Origin of the sequence: Trinickia sp. (assembly GCF_051953955.1) — a bacterium.
Taxonomy (GTDB): domain Bacteria; phylum Pseudomonadota; class Gammaproteobacteria; order Burkholderiales; family Burkholderiaceae; genus Trinickia.
The window spans coordinates 48,535-67,343 of sequence record NZ_JBQCIF010000097.1; the positions used below are offsets into that span (position 1 = coordinate 48,535).

Genomic DNA, 18,809 nt, shown 5'->3' on the forward strand with positions numbered 1-18,809 from the left:
GAAACCCATCCCCGTCCTATTGCCGCAACGAATCGAGATCGATGACGAAGCGATACTTGACGTCGCTCTTGAGCATCCTCTCGTAGGCTTCGTTGATGCTTTGCATCGGAATGATTTCGATATCCGACGTAATGCCGTGCTCGCCGCAGAAATCGAGCATTTCCTGCGTTTCGGCAATGCCCCCGATCAGCGAGCCGGCGAGACGGCGGCGCTTGAAGATCAGATTGAACACCTGGGGCGACGGATGATCGTGTTCCGGGGCACCCACGAGCGTCATCGTCGCATCGCGCTTGAGCAATGCGATGAACGGATTGAGATCGTGCTGCGCCGCCACGGTATTGAGGATGAAATCGAAGCTGTTCAAATGGGCCTGCATTTGCGCTTCGTCTTTCGAAATCACGACTTCGTGTGCCCCAAGACGCTTCGCGTCTTCCACTTTCGAGGGCGACGTGGTGAACAAGACGACGTGCGCACCCATTGCGCGCGCCAGCTTGACGCCCATGTGGCCTAGCCCGCCTAAGCCGACGATCCCCACTTTCTTGCCCGGGCCCGCCCCCCACTGACGCAGCGGCGAGTACGTCGTAATGCCTGCGCACAACAGCGGCGCGGTGCCGGCCGGATCGAGATTGTCCGGCACGCTGAGCACGAACGCTTCGTCGACGACGACGCTCGTCGAATACCCGCCGTAGGTCGTTTCCCCGCTTACGCGGTCGGTGCCGTTGTACGTCGCGACGAAGCCGTTTTCGCAATATTGCTCGAGGCCTTCGGCGCAACTCGCGCACGTACGGCACGAATCGACGAGGCAGCCGACGCCGACGAGATCGCCACTCTTGTAGCGCGTCACCGCGGAGCCGACTTTCGCGACACGGCCCACGATTTCATGTCCGGGCACGACGGGGTAGATCGTATTGCGCCATTCGTCGCGCGCTTGATGCAGATCAGAGTGGCAAACGCCGCAGAACAGCACCTCGATCTGCACGTCGTGTTCGCGCAGGTCGCGGCGTTGAACGTCGAACGCAGCGAGGGGCGAGCGGGCGTCCTTCGCTGCATATCCGTGAGTCGTATACATGGGGTCATCACTCCTGCAAAATGCGGCGCTCCGACATGGAGCTGCACAGGTGCACATGGTAGGAAGCGGCGCGGCGGGACGGAATGCCTGAATCTATCGAACGTTTGCCTTTTTCTCTTGGCGGCCGGCAAAAACGTCAAATCGGCGCTATATTTTCGAGCCTGATTCTCCGAATGCACACGCCCGATCGCCATGTCCAGCTCCGCTCCGCAGCCTCGTTTCGTCAGTCCTGAACAAGCACGCATGGTGCAACTACTGGCAACGCTCGCCCCCAGCGAGGGGTTCACGCAATCGGCGCTCGACGGCGTGAAGTTCATGCGCACGAACGTGTCGATACCGCGCGTGCCCGTCATGTACGAGCCGTCGATCGTCGTCGTGGCGCAGGGCCGCAAGCGCGGCTTTCTCGGCAGCCAGGCTTTCATCTACGACGCGCAGCACTACCTGGTCCTGGCCGTGCCGTTGCCGTTCGAATGCGAGACCGAGGCGACACCGGAAGAGCCGATGCTGGCGATTTCGATCCGCGTCGATCTGGCCGTCGTGGCCGAATTGCTGATGACGCTGGGCGACACGCGCGGGCCGATCGACAGCGAGCCGCGCGCCGTCTATGCCACACCGCTCGACGCCACACTGAGCGATGCGGTGTTGCGGCTGCTCGAATCGCTCGCGTCGCCGCACGATACGCGCATCCTCGGCCCCGCTATCGTCCGCGAGATCTGCTACCGCGTGCTGACCGGCTCGCAAGGCGACATGATCCGGGCGGCGCTGACCCATCAAGATCATTTCGGCAGAATTTCGAAAGCATTACGGCGCATTCACACCGATTTCGCCTGCGAGCTCGACGTTCCCTCGCTCGCGCGCGAAGCCGGCATGAGCCTGGCCGTGTTTCATGCGCAGTTCAAAGCGGTAACCGAAACTTCGCCGATGCAATACGTCAAGACGACGCGGCTGCATCATGCCCGGCTCTTGATCATGCAAGACGGGCTGAACGTCAGCGCGGCCGCTTCCCGCGTCGGGTACGAAAGCGCATCGCAATTCAGCCGCGAGTTCAAACGATTGTTCGGGGTGAGTCCCGTCGATGACGTCAAGCGCCTGCGCGGCAATCATGCCGGCGTCATCGGCCCCGAGGGCGAGCACGCACGACATGGCTCGCCGCGCTACGCCACGGCGGATTAGCCGAAATCGAACCGGCTCGCGCGGCGCGCTGCCTACCGCGCTGCATCCCCGAATCGATATTCACGCGTGAGCGCGTCGAGCTTCGCTTTCAGTTGCGGATCGAGTGCCAGATCGACGGCGGCCAACGTGTCGGCCAATTGCTCGGGACGGCTCGCACCGAGGATTGCGGACGTGACCGTGCGATTGCCGAGCACCCATGCAACGGCGACGGTCGACAGCGGAAGGCCGGCATCGGCCGCCAGCTTCTTCAGCGCTTCGATGGTATCGAACTCGCGGTCGTGCCAATACCGGGCCTGGTACAGATCGCCGGCCGTGCCGACCGTGAAGCGGCCCTCGGGCGGCGGCGCCTCGCGGCGGTGCTTGCCCGTCAACAACCCGCCTGCGAGCGGGTTATAAGGCAGAACGGCCAAACGCTCTTCCTCGGCAAGCGGCAGCAACTCGCGCTCGATCTGACGAAACAGCAAGTTATAGCGCGGCTGGACCGACACGAACCTCGCCGTGCGCAGCACGTCCGAGCGGCCCAAGGCAATGGCCAGCCGGTACGCGAGAAAATTCGACACGCCGATATAGCGCGCGCGCCCCGAACGCACGATGACGTCGAGCGCTTCGAGCGTTTCGTCGAGCGGCGTCTCGCGATCGTCCGAATGCAATTGATAGAGATCGACGTAGTCGGTGCGGAGCCGGCTCAGCGATGCGTCGATGGCGTCGAGCAAATGCCTGCGCGAGGCGCCCTGCTCCCACGGCGACGGCCCCATCTTGCCGACGGCTTTCGTCGCGAGCACGAAACGATGCCGCTTGCCCTCGAGCCAGCGGCCGACGATTTCCTCCGTGCGACCGACGCGCGACTCGCCGCCGCCGAGCGGATAGACGTTCGCCGTATCGAAGAACGTAACGCCGGCATCGGCCGCGGTGTCCATGATCCTGGCCGACGTGGGCTCGTCCGTCTGGAAGCCGAACGTCATCGTCCCGAGGCACACGCGCGAAACGCTGAGTCCTGTCGCGCCGAACTTGCGGTATTCCATCGCATTCTCCCGAAGCACACCGCGTGAAGCGGCAAAGGCGAAAGCATAAACCCTCTTCGAGGACGGCGTCGTTCAGTACGACGACTGCACGGCAAGCAAGGAACCAACCCGAACGTTGCATCATTGGAAAGAAGAGCGAGCGAAGAGGGAAAGAAGCAATCTTCCGAAGAACGCAACCTTCATACGCATCGCGCCGAGTGCGACCCTCAATGCCGCGAATCAGTGCCGAATGTACGTGTTGTTCGGCGAATGGCCCGGCGACGTTTCGCCGTATCCTGCACTGACTAGAAATGGCGCATCGAACGCGATGCGCCCGCCGTCTGACGAGGAGCGATATGCAACAGCCTGCCCAACCTTCGAACGAAGCTGCTCGCATCGCCCTGCTGCGCTCCTTGGACATTCTCGACACGCCCCCGGACGAGCGCTTCGACCGTTTGACCCGTCTCGCGAAGCGCCTGTTCGACGTTCCCATCGCCACCGTCTCGCTCGTCGACAGCGATCGTCAGTGGTTCAAATCGTGCATCGGGCTTTCCGTCACCGAAACGCCGCGAGACATCTCGTTCTGCGGGCATACGATCCTCGACGACGAGCTGTTGGTGATCGAAGACGCACAGGCAGATCCGCGATTCTTCGACGATCCCTTGGTGACCGGCGATCTACACCTGCGGTTTTATGCGGGATGTCCGCTGACGCTGCGCAACGACGTCCGCGTCGGCGCCATCTGCATCGTGGACACGAAACCGCGCACGCTCGACGAAGCCGACCGAGGCCTGCTGCGCGATCTCGGCCACATCGCCGAGCGCGAATTGGAAGTGCTCCAACTCGCGGCGACGGACGACTTGACGGGGCTCTCGAATCGGCGCGGCTTCGAAGCGCTGGGGCGCCATTTGCTGCAATTGTGCAAGCGTGCCGGTTCTCGCGCGTCGATGCTGTTCTTCGACTTGAACGGATTCAAGCAGATCAACGACGGATATGGGCATACCGAGGGCGATATGGCGATCGTCGGCTTTGCGAACGTATTGCGGGCATCGATGCGCGAGACGGACGTGCTCGCGCGGCTGGGCGGCGATGAGTTCGTCGCGCTCGTCGTCGGCGCCGAGGAAGGGACGGAGACACACATCATCGAGCGGGTGCGCTCGGGCGTCGCGCGCTATAACCTCGAGCAGCAACGCGGATACGAGTTGAGGTTCAGCGTCGGCGTCGCGCCGTTCGATATGACGAAAGATCAGTCGATCGCGGAAATGATCACCGTGGCCGATCACGCGATGTATGTGAATAAGCGCGCGGGGCGCGAGGCACAAGAACAAGACCAGAAGCCGAAGCTGAAGCGCGCCCAAGCTGGCGTCCTGGAAAACGCTTAGCGCAGCCTCGAAATCAGCCCCTTCGCATGCGCTCCCGCGACGCATGCTAGCTCCCTCACGCGCACGACGATAGGACGATCTTCCTATTCGTCGTTGATGCTCCGCATCGCATCATCGCACACGGCAGGATCTGCCGCGCATCCCCTCCAAAAAGCACGAAACTCGTTTTTTGCACCGATCAATTCGGCGTAACAGCGAAGTCGTTCCTGCTTAAATTTGATGTACCGACACTGTTATCGGTGCTTGCCCAAAGTGGCTTGCCGCACGCCCCTCATTTTCGAGAGTCCCTCGGGATTCGTCACTCATCGAGACTTACGACATGATCGACTTCGAGCCGAAATTCATCACCTTCGATTGCTACGGCACCCTCGTCAACTTCCGCATGGCCGAGACGGCCCGAGAAATCTACGGCGACCGCCTGCGCGGCGACGCCATGGAGAACTTCGTGAGGCTATTCAAGGCCTTTCGTCTCGACGAAGTGCTCGGCGAATGGAAACCCTACCGCGAGGTGGTCCACAATTCCGTGCGCCGCACCTGCGAGCGCGCCGGCGTGCCGTTCATCGCAAGCGAGGCCGAGCAGTTCTATCAGGCCGTGCCGACCTGGGGCCCGCATCCCGACGTGCCCGAAGGCCTCTCCCGCCTTGCGAAGAAATACAAGCTGGTGGGTCTGACGAACGCGGACAACGCGCAGATCATGAGCAACATCGAAAAGCTCGGGGCGCCGTTTCACGCCGTCATCACGGCCGAAGACGCCCGCGCCTACAAACCGCGGATGCAAGGCTTCGAATACATGTTCAAGAAGCTCGACGCGCAGCCTCACGAAATCATGCATGTCTCGTCGAGCCCCCGCTACGACCTAATGACCGCGCATGATCTCGGCATCGTTCATAAGGCTCATGTATTGCGCGGCCATGAACCCGAAGCGCCGCAATACGGCTATATACCGGTCAAGAGCATCATCGAATTGGCCGAACAACTTGGCCTGTAAGCGTTTTATGCCGCCGTGGCCGCCGTGCTCGACGACGGCCACGGACTCGCATCGCGCTATTGCCTTCGAGCCTGCCTCAGGCCGAACGCTAGCGAAAACTTGCCGCAATACTGCCGTCCACTCCTCGCGCCGAATCGCCCATGTTCACGCCCAGTCGTTCCGGGGGCCTATGCTCCACGTCCGCAGTTGCACTCGATACCCCGCTGGCCAGTGGCCTGTCGGTCAGTTTCGCACGCCTGAGTCCACTTGATGCGATCGCCGTCACGCGCCGCGTTTACGGCATTGATGGCGCCGCTACGAGGTTTTCGACGGAGAAGGACGACACTTTCCGCATCGATGCGAGCGACGGCGCTCGCTACGTACTGAAGGTCTCGAACCCGGGCGAAACGGCTGAAGAACTCGATTTGCAGGTCTCGGCCATGCGGCACGTTGCCGTGGCTGCACCGCACTTGCCCGTGCCGCGCGTGCTGCCGAGCATCGACGGGCAATTCGTCGTTCCGCTCGCGGCATCCATGCACCCGCATCGCTCGGCAAGGCTCTATAGCTACATAGAAGGCGTGCCGCTCGATGCGCTGCAACCAACGGCAGTCAAGCATTACGAGATCGGCGAGGTGCTGGCGCAATTGCAACTGGCCTTGGCCGGTTTCCGCCATCCGCACGAGCACCGGGCTCTGGCCTGGGACGCCAAGCATTTGGCAAGCCTCATGGGGTTGCAGGCACATATCCCCGACGCCGTGCATCGCTCGCTGATCGAGGAGGCATTCGTGCGCTTTGCAACGATCGAGCCGGCGCTGCGGCGCTGTCGCACGCAGGTCGTGCATAACGATTTCAACCGCTCGAACATCGTCGCGAATCCGGGAAGCTCGAGCTTCGTCAGCGGCATCATCGACTTCGGCGACACTGTGCATACTGCGGTAGCCATCGACGTTGCCACCGCGGTAATGAACCAGTTTCCGCTCGACTTCGATGCCGACGGGCCACACGATCTGTTCGGTCAGGCTCGCGAACTGCTTCGCGGGTATCTGGCACATGCCCCACTGAGCGCCGACGAGTTGATTCTAATTCCCCACCTCGCCATGGCGCGCGTCGCGGCGCGGGCCTTACTCACGTCATGGCGCGCGATGCTGTTTCCGGAAAACGAAGCCTACATCCTGCGTTTCACGCGCCCCGGATGGGAGCATCTGCGCTGGTTCATGCAGCGCGACCACGAGACCGTTTCCCATGCCTTGCTCTAGGCCTGCCGTCGCCCTATTTAGCTGACCTGACCTGACCTGACCTCACCTTACCTGCCCTGACCGCCCTATGAACGCCATCTCAACGTCGCAGCCGGCAGCTCGAGCCGAGCGCACCGATACCCGCACCGCCCACGATGCCCTGCGCGGCGACATGCCGAACGGCTTCGATCCCTCGGCGATCTCCCACCTCGATCCCGTCGCACAACGGCATATCGCGCGCCGTCTACGGCTGCTCAGTCCATCCTATCGGCTGTTCTACGCCGAGCCGGTCAAGATCGTGCGCGGCGAGAAGGTCTATCTGTACGACGATCAGGGCAATGACTATCTCGATGCGTACAACAACGTCGTCTGCGTCGGCCATGCCAATCCGCGCGTCGTCGATGCGGTTACGCGCCAGCTCTCCACGCTGTGCACGCACACCCGCTACATGCAGGAGCCGATTCTCGATTACGCCGAGGCCCTGCGTGCGACGTTCGACACGTCGATCCGCGACGGCCAGATGATGTTCACCTGCACCGGTTCCGAGGCCAACGACTTGGCCATGCGCATCGCGATGCACTACACCGGCAATACAGGCGTGATCGTGACCAGCGAGGCGTATCACGGCAACTCGCACCTGGCCTCGAGCTTTTCGCCGTCGCTGGGCCGCAAGGCCCTGCTGGGCCCTTATGTGCGCACGGTGCCGGCCCCCGATTCCTATCGCATGACGCTGTCGGAAATCGGCCAGCGCATGGCCGAGCAGGTCGCGTTGCAGATCGAGGACATTCGCCGTCACGGTGGGGGGCTGGCGGCATTCATCGCCGATTCGTTCTTTTCGTCGGATGGCGTATTCGCCAACCCGACGGACGTGCTCGCGCCGGTGGCCGAGGTCGTGCGGCGCGCCGGCGGCTTGTTCATCGCCGACGAGGTTCAGTCGGGCTTCGGGCGCAGCGGCACGCACATGTGGGGGCACGAACGCCATGCAGTCGTGCCCGACATCGTCACGCTCGGCAAACCGATGGGCAACGGCTATCCGGTGGCGGGCCTGGTCGTGCGGCCCGAGGTCGTCGCCGGCTTCGGCCAGGACATGCGCTACTTCAACACGTTCGGCGGCAACTCGGTGGCGATCGCAGCCGCGCAGGCCACGCTCGACGTGCTGCGCGACGAACACGTCCTGGACAACGTGCAACGGGTGGGTGCCGTCATGCTAGAGGGGTTGAATGGGCTGGCACGCAAATACGAGTGTATCGGCGACGTGCGCGGCGCGGGCCTGTATTTCGGTGTCGAGATGGTGCGCGATCGGGCGAAGAAGGACACCGACATCGCGACGGCGCTCAAGGTCGTCAATGGCTTGCGCCAGCGGCGCGTGCTGATTTCGGCGACCGGGCCGGACGCAAGCGTGCTGAAGATTCGACCGCCGCTGGTATTTTCGGCGAACGACGCGGACCGCCTGCTGACGGAGCTGGACGCAGTGCTCGCCGCACTGTGATCGCCGGCTTGTCATTAACCGCGGCTTAACGCCCGCTTGCCGAGCGGTTAATCATTTCAAGAAGCTGGCGCCGCATAATTGCACGCACGAGTCAACATTCGTGCAATCCGCAGGAGCAAAAATGACCGTAGTATCCGTACTGCACCGTGCCGACGGTGCACCTGTCCCGACCTCGTTCCGCAGAGGAGCATTCGGCCGGAACGACCCATTTGCGCAGCATCGGGAAATCGCTTGGGAAGGCCCTGACGCAATGGCCGCGGGTCGCATCAGCTTCATCGGCGAGCTCGACATACCGAGCTTTCCCCACATCGAGACGATCGTCGTCGTGGAAGGAGCGCTCACGCTCGAAGTGTCCGGCAAGCCGCCGTTGGTGTTCGGCCCGCAACAAGGCGCGGTCATCGGCAGCGGCACGGCGCTCCGCATTCGGGCGGAATCCCGCACGATCGTCGCATTCTGCGCCGCCGCTAGCGCAGCACCGACGAAAAGCGGACTGTTCCCTTTGCGAGCGGACGCCAACTTCAAGCCATCTTCATCGCTGCCGGCGGAAGTGCTGCTGGGGCCGGCCCCCGAGTGCCGCAGCGACAATGTCTTCACCGATGACAGCGCGCAATACCAAGCGGGCACCTGGGATTCGACGCCCTACCATCGGATCGTTCGCCCTCACCGCCAGAACGAGTTCATGTACCTCCTGGCCGGCAGCGTCCGATTCGCCGCGCCGGATGGCAGCGTGCTGACCCTTGCCGCGGGCGACGCGCTATTCGTGCCCATGGGTGCGCCCATCGGGTGGGAAAGCAGCGATCGCGTAGCAAAGTTTTACGTTGTTCAAGCCGTCCAGGCTCCCATCGAACGAGATTGATCATGTCGCCCCCTCTTCACCACGTAAATACTCCGCCCACGCCGCCGGCCGCCGCCGACGTCGTCGTCATAGGAGGCGGCATCATCGGCGTCTTCGCCGCCTACTACATGGCTCAGCGTGGCGTTTCGGTCGCGCTGATCGAGAAAGGCCGGATCGGTGCCGAGCAGTCCAGCCGCAACTGGGGCTGGTGCCGGCAGCAAAACCGTGATGCCCGCGAATTGCCGATTGCCAGCAAGAGCCTCGATCTCTGGCAACGATTTGCCGTCGAATCCGGCGAAGACACGGGTTTTCATCGCTGCGGGCTGCTGTACCTGAGCAATGACGATGCGGAGTTGTCGCGTTGGGCGAGTTGGGGCGACTTTGCGAAAACAGCCGGCGTGACGACCTACACGCTCGACAGCCGGCAAGCGACGGAACGAGGGAAGGCGACCGGCCGCACGTGGAAAGGCGGCGTCTTCTCCCCGAGCGACGGCACCGCCGACCCCGCGAAGGCTGCCCCGGCCGTGGCAGCCGCGCTCATGAAGCTCGGCGGCAGCGTCACGCAACACTGCGCGGCGCGCGGCATCGAACTGGAAGCCGGGCGCGTCAGCGGCGTCGTCACCGAAGCCGGGGTCATCAAGACCCGGACCGTCGTGCTCGCGGGCGGCGCCTGGGCGTCGTCGTTCTGCCGCCAACTCGGCATCCGTTTCCCCCAGGCCTCGATCCGCCAATCCATCCTCAGCGTGTCCCCTGTGGACCACCGCCTGCCGGATGCGTTGTTCACTTCTGGCGTATCGATTACGCGTCGGAACGATGGGCGTTATGCATTAGCGATCAGCGGACGGGCGCGCGTGGACGTGACGCCGCAGTTCTTGCGATTCGCTCCGCACTTCGTGCCCATGTTCGCCAAGCGCTGGCGCAGCCTGCTGCCGGGCGGCCTCGAAGGCGTTCGCGGCGGCCATGAGACACTGAAGCGGTGGCAGCTCGATGCGCCCACGCCGATGGAGCGGGTGCGCATCTTGGATCCGAAGCCCGATCGGGCGACGGTCACCGAAACGCACCGGCGCGCCGTCGAACTGCTGCCTGAACTTCGCGAAGCCAAGATCACGCACGCGTGGGCCGGTTTCGTGGACAGCACGCCCGACGGCGTTCCGGGTATCGGCGAGGTGCCGGGCGTCCCCGGACTCATCTTGGCCGCAGGCTTTTCCGGCCACGGTTTCGGCATCGGGCCCGGTGCCGGACACTTGGTCGCGGATCTTGCCACCGGCGCGGAGCCGATCGTGGACCCCTTGCCGTACCGGCCCGGCCGATTCGCCCACTCCGCATGGGGCAAGGTCGCTGATTTTTAGCGGCCGCCGGGACGGCGCTGCTGAATCGAGCGCCGTCCTGCACGCCGCCCCGGTCGCCGCCATCAATGCGAAGACCGAACGCGGCGCAGCTGCTCTGCTTTACATGCTTTACGTGCTTTACACCGTATCGAAGTAACGTTGCGCCAAAGCGACCCAGTACCGGACGCCGGCCGGAATGATGTCGTCGTTGAAATCGTACTTCGGGTGATGCAAGGCCGGCGCGGCTGTTCCCGTAGGCGCGTTGCCAATCAACACATAAGCGCCGGGCCGCTCCTCGAGCATGAAGCCGAAGTCTTCCGACGTCATGTTCGGGGCAATGTCGCTGTGAAGGCGTTCGCCACCGAAGGTTTCGCGAATCACCGCTTCGCACAGTGCCGTCTCGGCTTGGGTATTGATCGTCGCCGGGTAGTACTGAAAGAACGTGACCTCGACTTGCGCGCCATAAGCGGAAGCCAGCGCTTCGCACATGCGCTCGATGTCGCGCTGCAGCTTCTGCTGCAAAACGGACGACAGCGTGCGAATCGTTCCGCGCAATTCGGCGGTGTCCGGTATGACGTTGTCCGTGTTGCCCGCATGAAACATGCAAACGGAAATGACGGCGGGATCCACGGGGTCCTTGTGACGCGCCGCGATGGTCTGACACTGCAGCACCATCGAACACGCCAGCGGTATCGGATCGAGGCCGAGATGCGGCTGCGCTGCGTGCGCCCCCTTCCCTGTTACCGTGATCTTGAATCGCGAACCCGCGGCCATGATCGGGCCGGTGCGCAGCCCGAAATGTCCCGCCGGCAGCCCCGGCCAGTTGTGCATGCCGAATACCGCCTCGGTCGGACATTGCTCGAATAGGCCATCGTCGATCATCTTGCGCGCGCCCGCTCCGCCCTCCTCTCCGGGCTGAAACACGAAGTGAACCGTGCCGGGCAACTGCGGCAGTTGCGTAAGGACACGCGCGGCACCCAGCAGCATCACCGTATGGCCGTCGTGCCCGCACGCGTGCATGATCCCGTCCGCGCACGACGCATGCGCGAAGTCGTTCGCCTCTTGGATCGGCAACGCATCGAGATCCGCACGCAGCACGATGCCCCTGTCCGGGTTTGCACCGGGCAAACTCGCGACCACGCCCGTGCCTCCGAGCCCGCGCGACACCGCATAGCCGAGTGTTTCGAGCTCACGGGCGACGACGTCCGCCGTCCTGCGTTCCTCGAATCGCAATTCCGGATGGGCGTGCAGGTCGCGCCGCAGCGTCGCCCAATGCGCATGATGCGCTTTCAACGAACCTTCCGCGATGGTTGAAGTATCCAATCACATCCCCTTTACAAAGCAAAAAACACAAAGCACGAAGCAAATAGCACCGAATTTGCCGCGTTACCGCGTCGAACATCGCGGCTGTTTCAATCGTAGTACCCGAGGATCGACTTTACCTCCATGTACTCTTCCATTCCTTCGACGCCGTACTCTCGGCCATTGCCCGATTGCTTGTATCCGCCGAACGGCGCTTGCGGATCCCATGCCGGGTAGTTCAGATGCACCTGGCCCGACTGAATTTGCGCAGCCACCGCATGCACGAGTGCCTTATCGGAGCCTTGAACGTGTGCGCCGAGCCCATAAACCGTGTCGTTCGCGATCGTGATCGCTTCTTCGACGGAATCGTAGGGAAGGATGGCGAGCACGGGCCCGAAGATCTCCTCCTGAGCGATCGTCATCTCGGTGCAAACATCGGAAAAGATGGTGGGCCGCGCGTAGAAGCCGCTGTCGAATCCGTGAGGCCTGCCCGGCCCGCCCGCGATCAGCTTGGCCCGTTCGCCGATACCGGCCTCGATCATCGCCTGCACCCTGCCGAACTGTGCACGATTGGCGAGCGGACCATGCGTCGTAGCGTCGGCGAAAGGATCACCGACGACCATTTTTTCCGCTGCCGCAACGGCGAGTTCCTCAACCTGCCCCAAAACGCTGCGCGGTACGATCATGCGCGTCGGCGCGCTGCAAGACTGCCCCATGTTCCGGAACGCGGCGGCCACGCCTAACGAGACGGCACGCGTCAGATCGGCATCGGGTAACACGACGTTCGGCGACTTGCCGCCGAGTTCCTGAGCCACGCGCTTGACCGTTGGAGCCGCCGCTTGCGCAACGAGCACGCCGGCGCGCGTCGACCCCGTGATCGAAACCATATCGACCTGCGGATGCGAGGCGAGCAACGTCCCGACTTCCGCGCCCGTGCCGCATACCAAGTTGAATACGCCCGCGGGAATGCCCGCATCGGCGATGATTTCCGCAAACAACAAGGCGCTCAGCGGCGAGAGCTCGCTGGGTTTCAGAACCACCGTGCAGCCTGCGGCAAGCGCCGGGCCGACCTTCGCCGTGATTTGATAGATGGGCCAGTTCCACGGCGTGATCAGCGCACAAACGCCGATCGGCTCGCGCACGACCGCCGTTGTGCCCCGCTGAGTCCGGAACGGGTAGCTCTCCAGATTGTCGCGCGCGACGCGCAGATGTTCGGCCGCGAGCGGCACGTGCGCGGCGCGCGCATAGCTGATCGGCGCGCCCATTTCGGTCGTCAACGCCAAGGCGAACAGCTCCGCGCGCTCCAGCATCAAGGCATGAACGCGGTCGAGCAGTGCGGCGCGCGCTTGCGGCGACGTGGCGGACCAACCGGCGAAAGCCCTGCGCGCGGCAAGCACTGCGCGCTCGGCATCGCGTGCGTTTCCCAGCGCGATCTCACAGACGGTCTCTTCGGTGGACGGAGAGACAACGGCGATCCGGTCGCCGTCGTCCGGTTCGCACCACTCGCCGTCGATGTAAAACCGATCGAGCCGCCCGGCTTCCTTAAGATGATGAACAGGTGAAGTCATTGCAGTATGTCCTTGAGTCGATACCATGCGCCGACGAACGGCAAAAACCACGGCTTGCCGAAGTGGCCGGGGATCGCCGGCCAGTCGAAGTCTTTCCACGGGTTGAGGTCGGCACGTCCGTCCATGATCTCCGCCATCAGCGTGCCCATGAGCGTGGACATCTGCGTGCCGTGGCCGCTATAGCCCATCGAGTAGTAGACACCGTCTTTCTCGCCCGCGCGCGGGAGGCGATTAGCGGTCATGTCGATCATGCCGCCCCAGCAATAGTCGATCCGGACGTCGGCCAATTCGGGAAAGACAGTGGCCATCTGCTGCCGCAAAATCAGCCCGCTTTTTTCGTCCGACTGCGGGTTCGAGATCGCGAAACGCGCTCGACCGCCGAATAGCATTCGGTTGTCCGGCGTGACGCGAAAGAAGTTGACGAAGTTTTTCGTGTCGGTGGCCATCCGGCGCGTCGGCAGCAATCGGTCGAGCAGTTCCACCGGCAACGGTTCGGTGACGATGATGAACGCTCCGACCGGCACGATCCGGCGGCGGATCCAGCCGAACGGCCCCACCTGCGAGATGCCGCTCGCCAGAAGCACCTGCGATGCACGAATCTCGCCGCGCGGCGTTTGGACCACGTATGTGCCGCCGGATTCTCTCCGCAGCCCCAGAACCGGGGCATGCTCGAGAATCTGCGCGCCGCGCGCTTGCGCGGCCTTCGCGAGACCGCGGACATAACGGCCCACGTGCATCCCGGCGCTTTTCTCGAAGATCAGCCCACCGTGGTAGCGATCCGAGCCGATCTCGTCACGCAGCTCCGCCTTCGTCACGAGACGCGTATCGGGGTCGACGCTTGCGGCAAGCAACGCCTGGCTTCGCGCGAGCTTATCGAAGTGCTCGGGCTTTGCCGCGAGCTTCAGTTTGCCCCTGCGGACGAAATCGCAATCGATCGACTCCTCCCTCACCAGCCGCTCGACCGTGTCGACCCCGGCGTCGAACGCGAGATACAGCCGGTTGGCCAATTCCGTGCCGATCCGCTGCGATAGCGAAGCGTAATCCTGCGCGAAGCCGTTGTTGCACATGCCGCCGTTGCGGCCCGAAGCCGCCTGCCCCACGGTATCTGCTTCGCAGACAACGACGCGCGCGCCTTTTTTGGCTAGCGCCAACGCAGCCGCCGAGCCGGTGATCCCTCCACCCACCACGACCACGTCGCAGCGCTCGGGCTGCGGTTCGAGCGAACTGCCAACGAATGGCTCCGATGTGTCTAGCCAATAAGAACCTAAATGCATTACACGCTCCCAAGCGTATGAATGGGACGAGCTATTTCCATGGTTGCCGCCAGCGTCCAGCCCCCACCGCAGTCGCCATATGCGTGCATTCGACTATAGAAAAAAACGTTTTTGTCGTGTTTAATACTAAATGAATTCATCGTTAACGAGGCCTTAATGCTCCAACTGGAAGACATGCAACTGCTTCGCGCGCTGGGCGCATCGCAATCGCTTGCCGCGGCCGCAAGGCTGTTGGACCTCACGCCGCCCGCGGTCACGGTGCGGCTGCAGCGCATCGAGGAGCGCGTGGGGGTGCGCCTTGCCACTCGTGCGGCCAGGGGAATATCGCTCACGGACGAGGGCCAGCGCCTCGTGCAAGAGGCGATCGACATCCTCGAGCGGATCGAATCCATTCCATCGCGCATTTCGGGAGAATCGAGCGGCGTGAGCGGCCATTTGCGCGTCGTCGCGCCGTTCGGCTTCGGTCGGGAATATGTCGCCCCGTTGGCGCGGGACCTGCATCGTTCCCACCCGAATCTCGCGATTTCGCTCATTTTGGTCGAAAGCCCGCTCGCGGCGGCGTCGGGCGCGGACGTCGTCATTTCCATCGGCCACATCAAAGGGTCGTCGTGGGTAGGGCATTTCCTGGCCCCCAACGACCGCTTCCTTTGCGCAAGCCCGTCTCTCGCGCGCGGCTTGTCGAAGCTCAAGCATCCGTCGGAACTCACGCTGCACCCCTACCTGACCTTACGAGAAAACGATGAAGACGTGACGCGCCTGCGTTTCGCGCAATACGATGCCGCCGGCAAGCGCATCAGCAAAACCGTCACGGTGCGGTTGAGCAGCGCACTGTCTTCGAACGACGGCACCGTGGTCAGGGACTGGGCCGTTGACGGTCTCGGCGTCGTCGCGCGCTCCGAATGGGATTGCGCACGGCTGATCGCGGAGGGCAAGCTCAAGCAGGTGTTGCCCGCGTGGCGCCTCGAACCCGCACCCGTCATCGGCCTCACCCCCACGCGCCAGGGCCTGACGATCCGTCAGCGCGTGTTTTTGGAAGCCGCGAAGCGAGCCTTCGACCCCGTGCCCTGGCGAGCGTGACTTCGATGGAGCACGGGCAAGCACGAGGTACCGCAGGTGCCTAGTCGACCTTGAACCGCCCGATGGCCAGCGCGAGCGCATTCGCTTGCGTTTGCAAAACCGCGGATGCGGCAGCGGTCTCCTCCACCAGTGCCGCGTTCTGCTGCACCATCGAATCGAGCTGCAAGACTGCACGATTGACCTCCTGAACGCCACGCGTCTGTTCGGTCGATGCGCGAGCAATGCCCGAGACGACCGATTGAACGCCTACCGCGTTGGCGACAATCTCGCTCATCGTCTCGCCGGCTCGCCGCACTTGCGAGGAGCCCGCGGCAACACGCGAGACAGTCTCTTCCACGAGTTGCTTCACTTCGCGCGCGGCCTGCGCGCTGCGTTGGGCTAAGCTGCGAACCTCATGGGCGACGACCGCGAAGCCGCGGCCTTGCTCGCCGGCGCGCGCGGCTTCCACCGCGGCATTGAGTGCGAGGATGTTGGTTTGAAACGCAATGCCGTCGATGGCGCCGATGATCGCACCGATGCGGCCGGCCGCTTCCTCGATTTGTCCCATCGTGCCGACCGCGTCGGACACGATCTCGCCGCCGCGCGAAGCCATCTGCGTCGCGACGCCCGATCGCTCGTCGGCTCGGAATGCCGCGGCGGCAGACTGATCGACCGTTCCCGAGATCTGCTCCATCGAAGCGGCTGTCTGCTGCAGGCTGGCGGCCGCCGATTCCGTGCGTGAGGATAGATCGTGATTGGCCGCCGCGATTTCGTTCGCGGCGGCACGCACCGATTCGCTGGCACCCCGAATTTCCAGCATCACGCTTTGCAGTTTGGCGACGAACTGATTGAACGAACGCGCGATGTTGGCCACCTCGTCTCTACCTTCGTCCGCTAAGCGCTGCGTCAGGTCGCCCGTACCCGTGCCGATCGCCTCCATGGCATGGCAGACGCGGCCTAGGCGGCGGAACACGGTCGCGGTCATGGCCGCCCCTATGACGGACGCGATACCGGCGATGACGAGAAGCGACAGCAGCGACCCATTCAACAACGAGCGCATTCCGGCGGTTGCTTCTGACTTGTCGAGCGCGATCACGACGTCCCAATCCGTGCCCGGCACGTTCCGCACGCGCACCCACTTCGTTTTTCCGTCGACCGTCAGCGTCATCGGCGTATTCCCGGAGCCGGATGCCGCCGCGATGACGCCGGCGAAATCCGCCGCGATGTCGGTAACCGGTTTGAGCCTGAACTTCGGATCGGGGTGTGCAATCACGCGGCCGTCATGGTCGACCAGCATGCCGAAGCTCGACGGCGTCGGATGAATCGATTTGACATTCTCGACCACGCTGTCCAGTGGAACATTGCCGTCGAGTACAGCCTTCACGACGCCGTCGCGTATCACGGGAATCCCCAAGCCCACGAGCAACGCCCCACTCGTGCTGACATAGGGGATGGCAACGGGTTTTCCGCTCTGCACGGCCGCTTGGTACCAAGGACGCACCGTCGGATCGTAGCTGGCGGGCGGGTGCGGCCAGTCGTCGAACTTCGCGGTCTTATCGGGGTAGCCGACGCCCACGTCGAAGAATCCACCGGCGACGGCGATCTGTTGGAGCGCGGGCAGAGGGTCGGCCGTCAGCGCGACGTCCTGCAGCGATGAAATCATCTGCATCTTGCCGGCGATCCACTCGCCGATGGCCGCGGCGTGATCATTGGCGGACGAGGTCAAGCCGCGGTCGATCGCAGCCCCCATGTCCGACTTCGCGATCGAGTAGTCGGTCGCGGTGCTGCAGATGACGGAAAAAACGACGAGCGCGACACATGCACAGGCAACCCGTGCGCGAATGGACGATAGCATCGTATGGTTCGTTGAGCTTTGGCGAGTGATTGCCGGTCTCACGCCGGACGATAGATCGCGTACACCTTTGCGACGTGCTCGAGGCTTTCCCAACTGCACCGCGCACCTTGCTCGACGAGAAAAATATCGCCGCGGGAAAACGTCGCGTTGCGTCCCACTTCGTCCACGAACGTCACGCTGCCTTCGAGCAAATGCATGAGTTCGCAATGGTGATAAAGCATCCCCACCCGATGATAGGGCGTCGAATCCCATGTGCCGCAGGTGAACGTCCCATCCGAAGAACGATAGTCCGTTTGATTTCGGCATTGCGGCGTGGGCGTCAGCAGCAATTCCGCCGCCGGTGAGCCCGACGGCTCCAGTTGCGGCGCGTGCTCGATCGGAATGATCTTCCCTTCGCCCGACTGACTGTCGTGGCAACGCATGAAGATGATCGATACGGGCCCTTTCGCCGACCAAGAAAATGCCGCGCCATGAGCTAGCACGGCGCTGTCGCCAGGCCCCAGCGTCAGCGCGCGCTCGGATTCGGTCAGCGTGATTTCGCCTCGAGCAACGATGATGAACTCATCCACCGGCTGAGGCGGCACCACTCCGCATCCCGCATCGAGCGTAATCACGCCTGCGCTGATGGCGCCCTGCGGCCAGTCGAGAACGCGGCGGCTCGCGAGGAAGCGGCTCTCGTCGGCCGAATTGACCACCTCGATCCCTTGGCCTTTATCCGATGCGAACTTCCTCAGATCGATGAACGATCGGACACTGCGCGGCTCGGCCGCCGCTCGCTGCAAATTGGGCATATTGGATTCCAGTCGTTCAGATTCTTTCAGTTGCCAGATCGTAGCCGCTACCCGTCGGCGCGTGTCACCGTTTTTTACGTCCGGAACAGAAGAAAATGCTGTTCTTGGCTCGCACACGAAGCGGCTGTTGGGCTTGCCGCTGTGCGGTCCCGTGCCGGCGTTTCCGCACGCATCGCGCCGATGCATGCAGCGCCGCACGCTTCACGCTACGGCGCCCGCGCCGCCGTTGTGTGCGTGCGGATCTTCCGCGCGGTGCGTCAGCACGTGGCGCAGAAACTCCCGGGTGCGCGCTTCGCGCGGCGAGCCCAGCACCTCTTTGGCGCTCCCTTCTTCGATGATCAGACCCGCGTGCAAGAAGCACACTCGGTCCGCCACTTCACGCGCGAAGCCCATCTCGTGCGTGACGACCAGCATCGTCATCCCTTCGCGCGCCAGCGTGCGCATCACGCTCAGCACCTCGCCCACGAGCTCCGGATCGAGCGCC

15 protein-coding genes and 1 pseudogene are annotated in these 18,809 nt (G+C 63.3%); 8 read left to right on the forward strand and 8 right to left on the reverse strand.

Annotation, left to right across the window (positions count from 1 at the left end; all coding sequences use genetic code 11):
* Positions 1 to 16 precede the first annotated feature (16 nt).
* Complete coding sequence (locus tag ACTHNZ_RS19185) at positions 17 to 1,069, reverse strand: NAD(P)-dependent alcohol dehydrogenase (RefSeq protein ID WP_440544145.1); 1,053 nt, start codon at positions 1,067 to 1,069, stop codon at positions 17 to 19.
* Positions 1,070 to 1,312: 243 nt separating this feature from the next.
* Between ACTHNZ_RS19185 and ACTHNZ_RS19190 the strand changes: the two genes are divergently transcribed.
* Positions 1,313 to 2,242: an AraC family transcriptional regulator gene (locus ACTHNZ_RS19190; protein WP_440544146.1), complete on the forward strand. Its 930-nt coding sequence runs from the start codon at positions 1,313 to 1,315 to the stop codon at positions 2,240 to 2,242.
* A 32-nt stretch (positions 2,243 to 2,274) separates the two neighbouring features.
* On the opposite strand, the gene ACTHNZ_RS19195 is transcribed toward ACTHNZ_RS19190, so the two are convergent.
* Positions 2,275 to 3,264 (reverse strand): aldo/keto reductase, encoded by a 990-nt coding sequence (locus tag ACTHNZ_RS19195; protein ID WP_440544147.1) that lies wholly within the window; start codon positions 3,262 to 3,264, stop codon positions 2,275 to 2,277.
* Between the two features lie 335 nt (positions 3,265 to 3,599).
* On the opposite strand from ACTHNZ_RS19195, the gene ACTHNZ_RS19200 reads away from it, so the two are divergent.
* The 6 genes from ACTHNZ_RS19200 to ACTHNZ_RS19225 all read left to right on the forward strand — a co-directional run bounded on the left by ACTHNZ_RS19200 (position 3,600) and on the right by ACTHNZ_RS19225 (position 10,500).
* Positions 3,600 to 4,625: a diguanylate cyclase gene (locus ACTHNZ_RS19200; RefSeq protein ID WP_440544148.1), complete on the forward strand. Its 1,026-nt coding sequence runs from the start codon at positions 3,600 to 3,602 to the stop codon at positions 4,623 to 4,625.
* A gap of 319 nt (positions 4,626 to 4,944) precedes the next feature.
* Positions 4,945 to 5,613 (forward strand): haloacid dehalogenase type II, encoded by a 669-nt coding sequence (locus ACTHNZ_RS19205; protein ID WP_440544149.1) that lies wholly within the window; start codon positions 4,945 to 4,947, stop codon positions 5,611 to 5,613.
* Between the two features lie 140 nt (positions 5,614 to 5,753).
* Complete coding sequence (locus ACTHNZ_RS19210; RefSeq protein WP_440544151.1) at positions 5,754 to 6,848, forward strand: phosphotransferase; 1,095 nt, start codon at positions 5,754 to 5,756, stop codon at positions 6,846 to 6,848.
* Between the two features lie 151 nt (positions 6,849 to 6,999).
* Positions 7,000 to 8,316 carry an aspartate aminotransferase family protein gene (locus ACTHNZ_RS19215; RefSeq protein ID WP_440544163.1) on the forward strand — a complete coding sequence of 439 codons (1,317 nt, stop codon included), beginning with the start codon at positions 7,000 to 7,002 and terminating at the stop codon, positions 8,314 to 8,316.
* Positions 8,317 to 8,437: 121 nt separating this feature from the next.
* Positions 8,438 to 9,172, forward strand: coding sequence for a cupin domain-containing protein (locus tag ACTHNZ_RS19220; RefSeq protein ID WP_440544152.1), 735 nt, complete (start codon positions 8,438 to 8,440; stop codon positions 9,170 to 9,172).
* A gap of 2 nt (positions 9,173 to 9,174) precedes the next feature.
* Complete coding sequence (locus ACTHNZ_RS19225) at positions 9,175 to 10,500, forward strand: NAD(P)/FAD-dependent oxidoreductase (RefSeq protein ID WP_440544153.1); 1,326 nt, start codon at positions 9,175 to 9,177, stop codon at positions 10,498 to 10,500.
* 117 nt (positions 10,501 to 10,617) lie between these two features.
* Here ACTHNZ_RS19225 and ACTHNZ_RS19230 read toward each other — a convergent pair whose 3' ends face one another.
* The 3 genes from ACTHNZ_RS19230 to ACTHNZ_RS19240 all read right to left on the reverse strand — a co-directional run bounded on the left by ACTHNZ_RS19230 (position 10,618) and on the right by ACTHNZ_RS19240 (position 14,623).
* Positions 10,618 to 11,802 (reverse strand): M20 aminoacylase family protein, encoded by a 1,185-nt coding sequence (locus ACTHNZ_RS19230; RefSeq protein ID WP_440544154.1) that lies wholly within the window; start codon positions 11,800 to 11,802, stop codon positions 10,618 to 10,620.
* A gap of 89 nt (positions 11,803 to 11,891) precedes the next feature.
* On the reverse strand, positions 11,892 to 13,349 hold the full coding sequence (locus ACTHNZ_RS19235) for an aldehyde dehydrogenase family protein (RefSeq protein WP_440544155.1): 1,458 nt from the start codon (positions 13,347 to 13,349) through the stop codon (positions 11,892 to 11,894).
* Positions 13,346 to 14,623 (reverse strand): NAD(P)/FAD-dependent oxidoreductase, encoded by a 1,278-nt coding sequence (locus ACTHNZ_RS19240; protein WP_440544156.1) that lies wholly within the window; start codon positions 14,621 to 14,623, stop codon positions 13,346 to 13,348. The genes ACTHNZ_RS19235 and ACTHNZ_RS19240 overlap by 4 nt, the downstream gene beginning before the upstream one ends.
* Positions 14,624 to 14,779: 156 nt before the next feature.
* Here ACTHNZ_RS19240 and ACTHNZ_RS19245 point away from each other — a divergent pair, with 156 nt between their 5' ends.
* Positions 14,780 to 15,700 carry a LysR substrate-binding domain-containing protein gene (locus ACTHNZ_RS19245; RefSeq protein ID WP_440544157.1) on the forward strand — a complete coding sequence of 307 codons (921 nt, stop codon included), beginning with the start codon at positions 14,780 to 14,782 and terminating at the stop codon, positions 15,698 to 15,700.
* Between the two features lie 40 nt (positions 15,701 to 15,740).
* Here the strand turns inward: ACTHNZ_RS19245 and ACTHNZ_RS19250 are convergent, their stop codons facing one another.
* The 3 genes and pseudogenes from ACTHNZ_RS19250 to glnQ form a co-directional block, all read right to left on the reverse strand.
* On the reverse strand, positions 15,741 to 17,534 hold the full coding sequence (locus ACTHNZ_RS19250; protein ID WP_440544158.1) for a methyl-accepting chemotaxis protein: 1,794 nt from the start codon (positions 17,532 to 17,534) through the stop codon (positions 15,741 to 15,743).
* Positions 17,535 to 17,572: 38 nt separating this feature from the next.
* The gene (locus tag ACTHNZ_RS19255) at positions 17,573 to 18,325 is read right to left on the reverse strand and encodes a cupin domain-containing protein (RefSeq protein ID WP_440544159.1); all 753 of its coding nucleotides are present in this window, start codon (positions 18,323 to 18,325) and stop codon (positions 17,573 to 17,575) included.
* A 201-nt stretch (positions 18,326 to 18,526) separates the two neighbouring features.
* Positions 18,527 to 18,809: pseudogene (gene glnQ, locus ACTHNZ_RS19260) on the reverse strand (glutamine ABC transporter ATP-binding protein GlnQ); the annotation flags it as partial.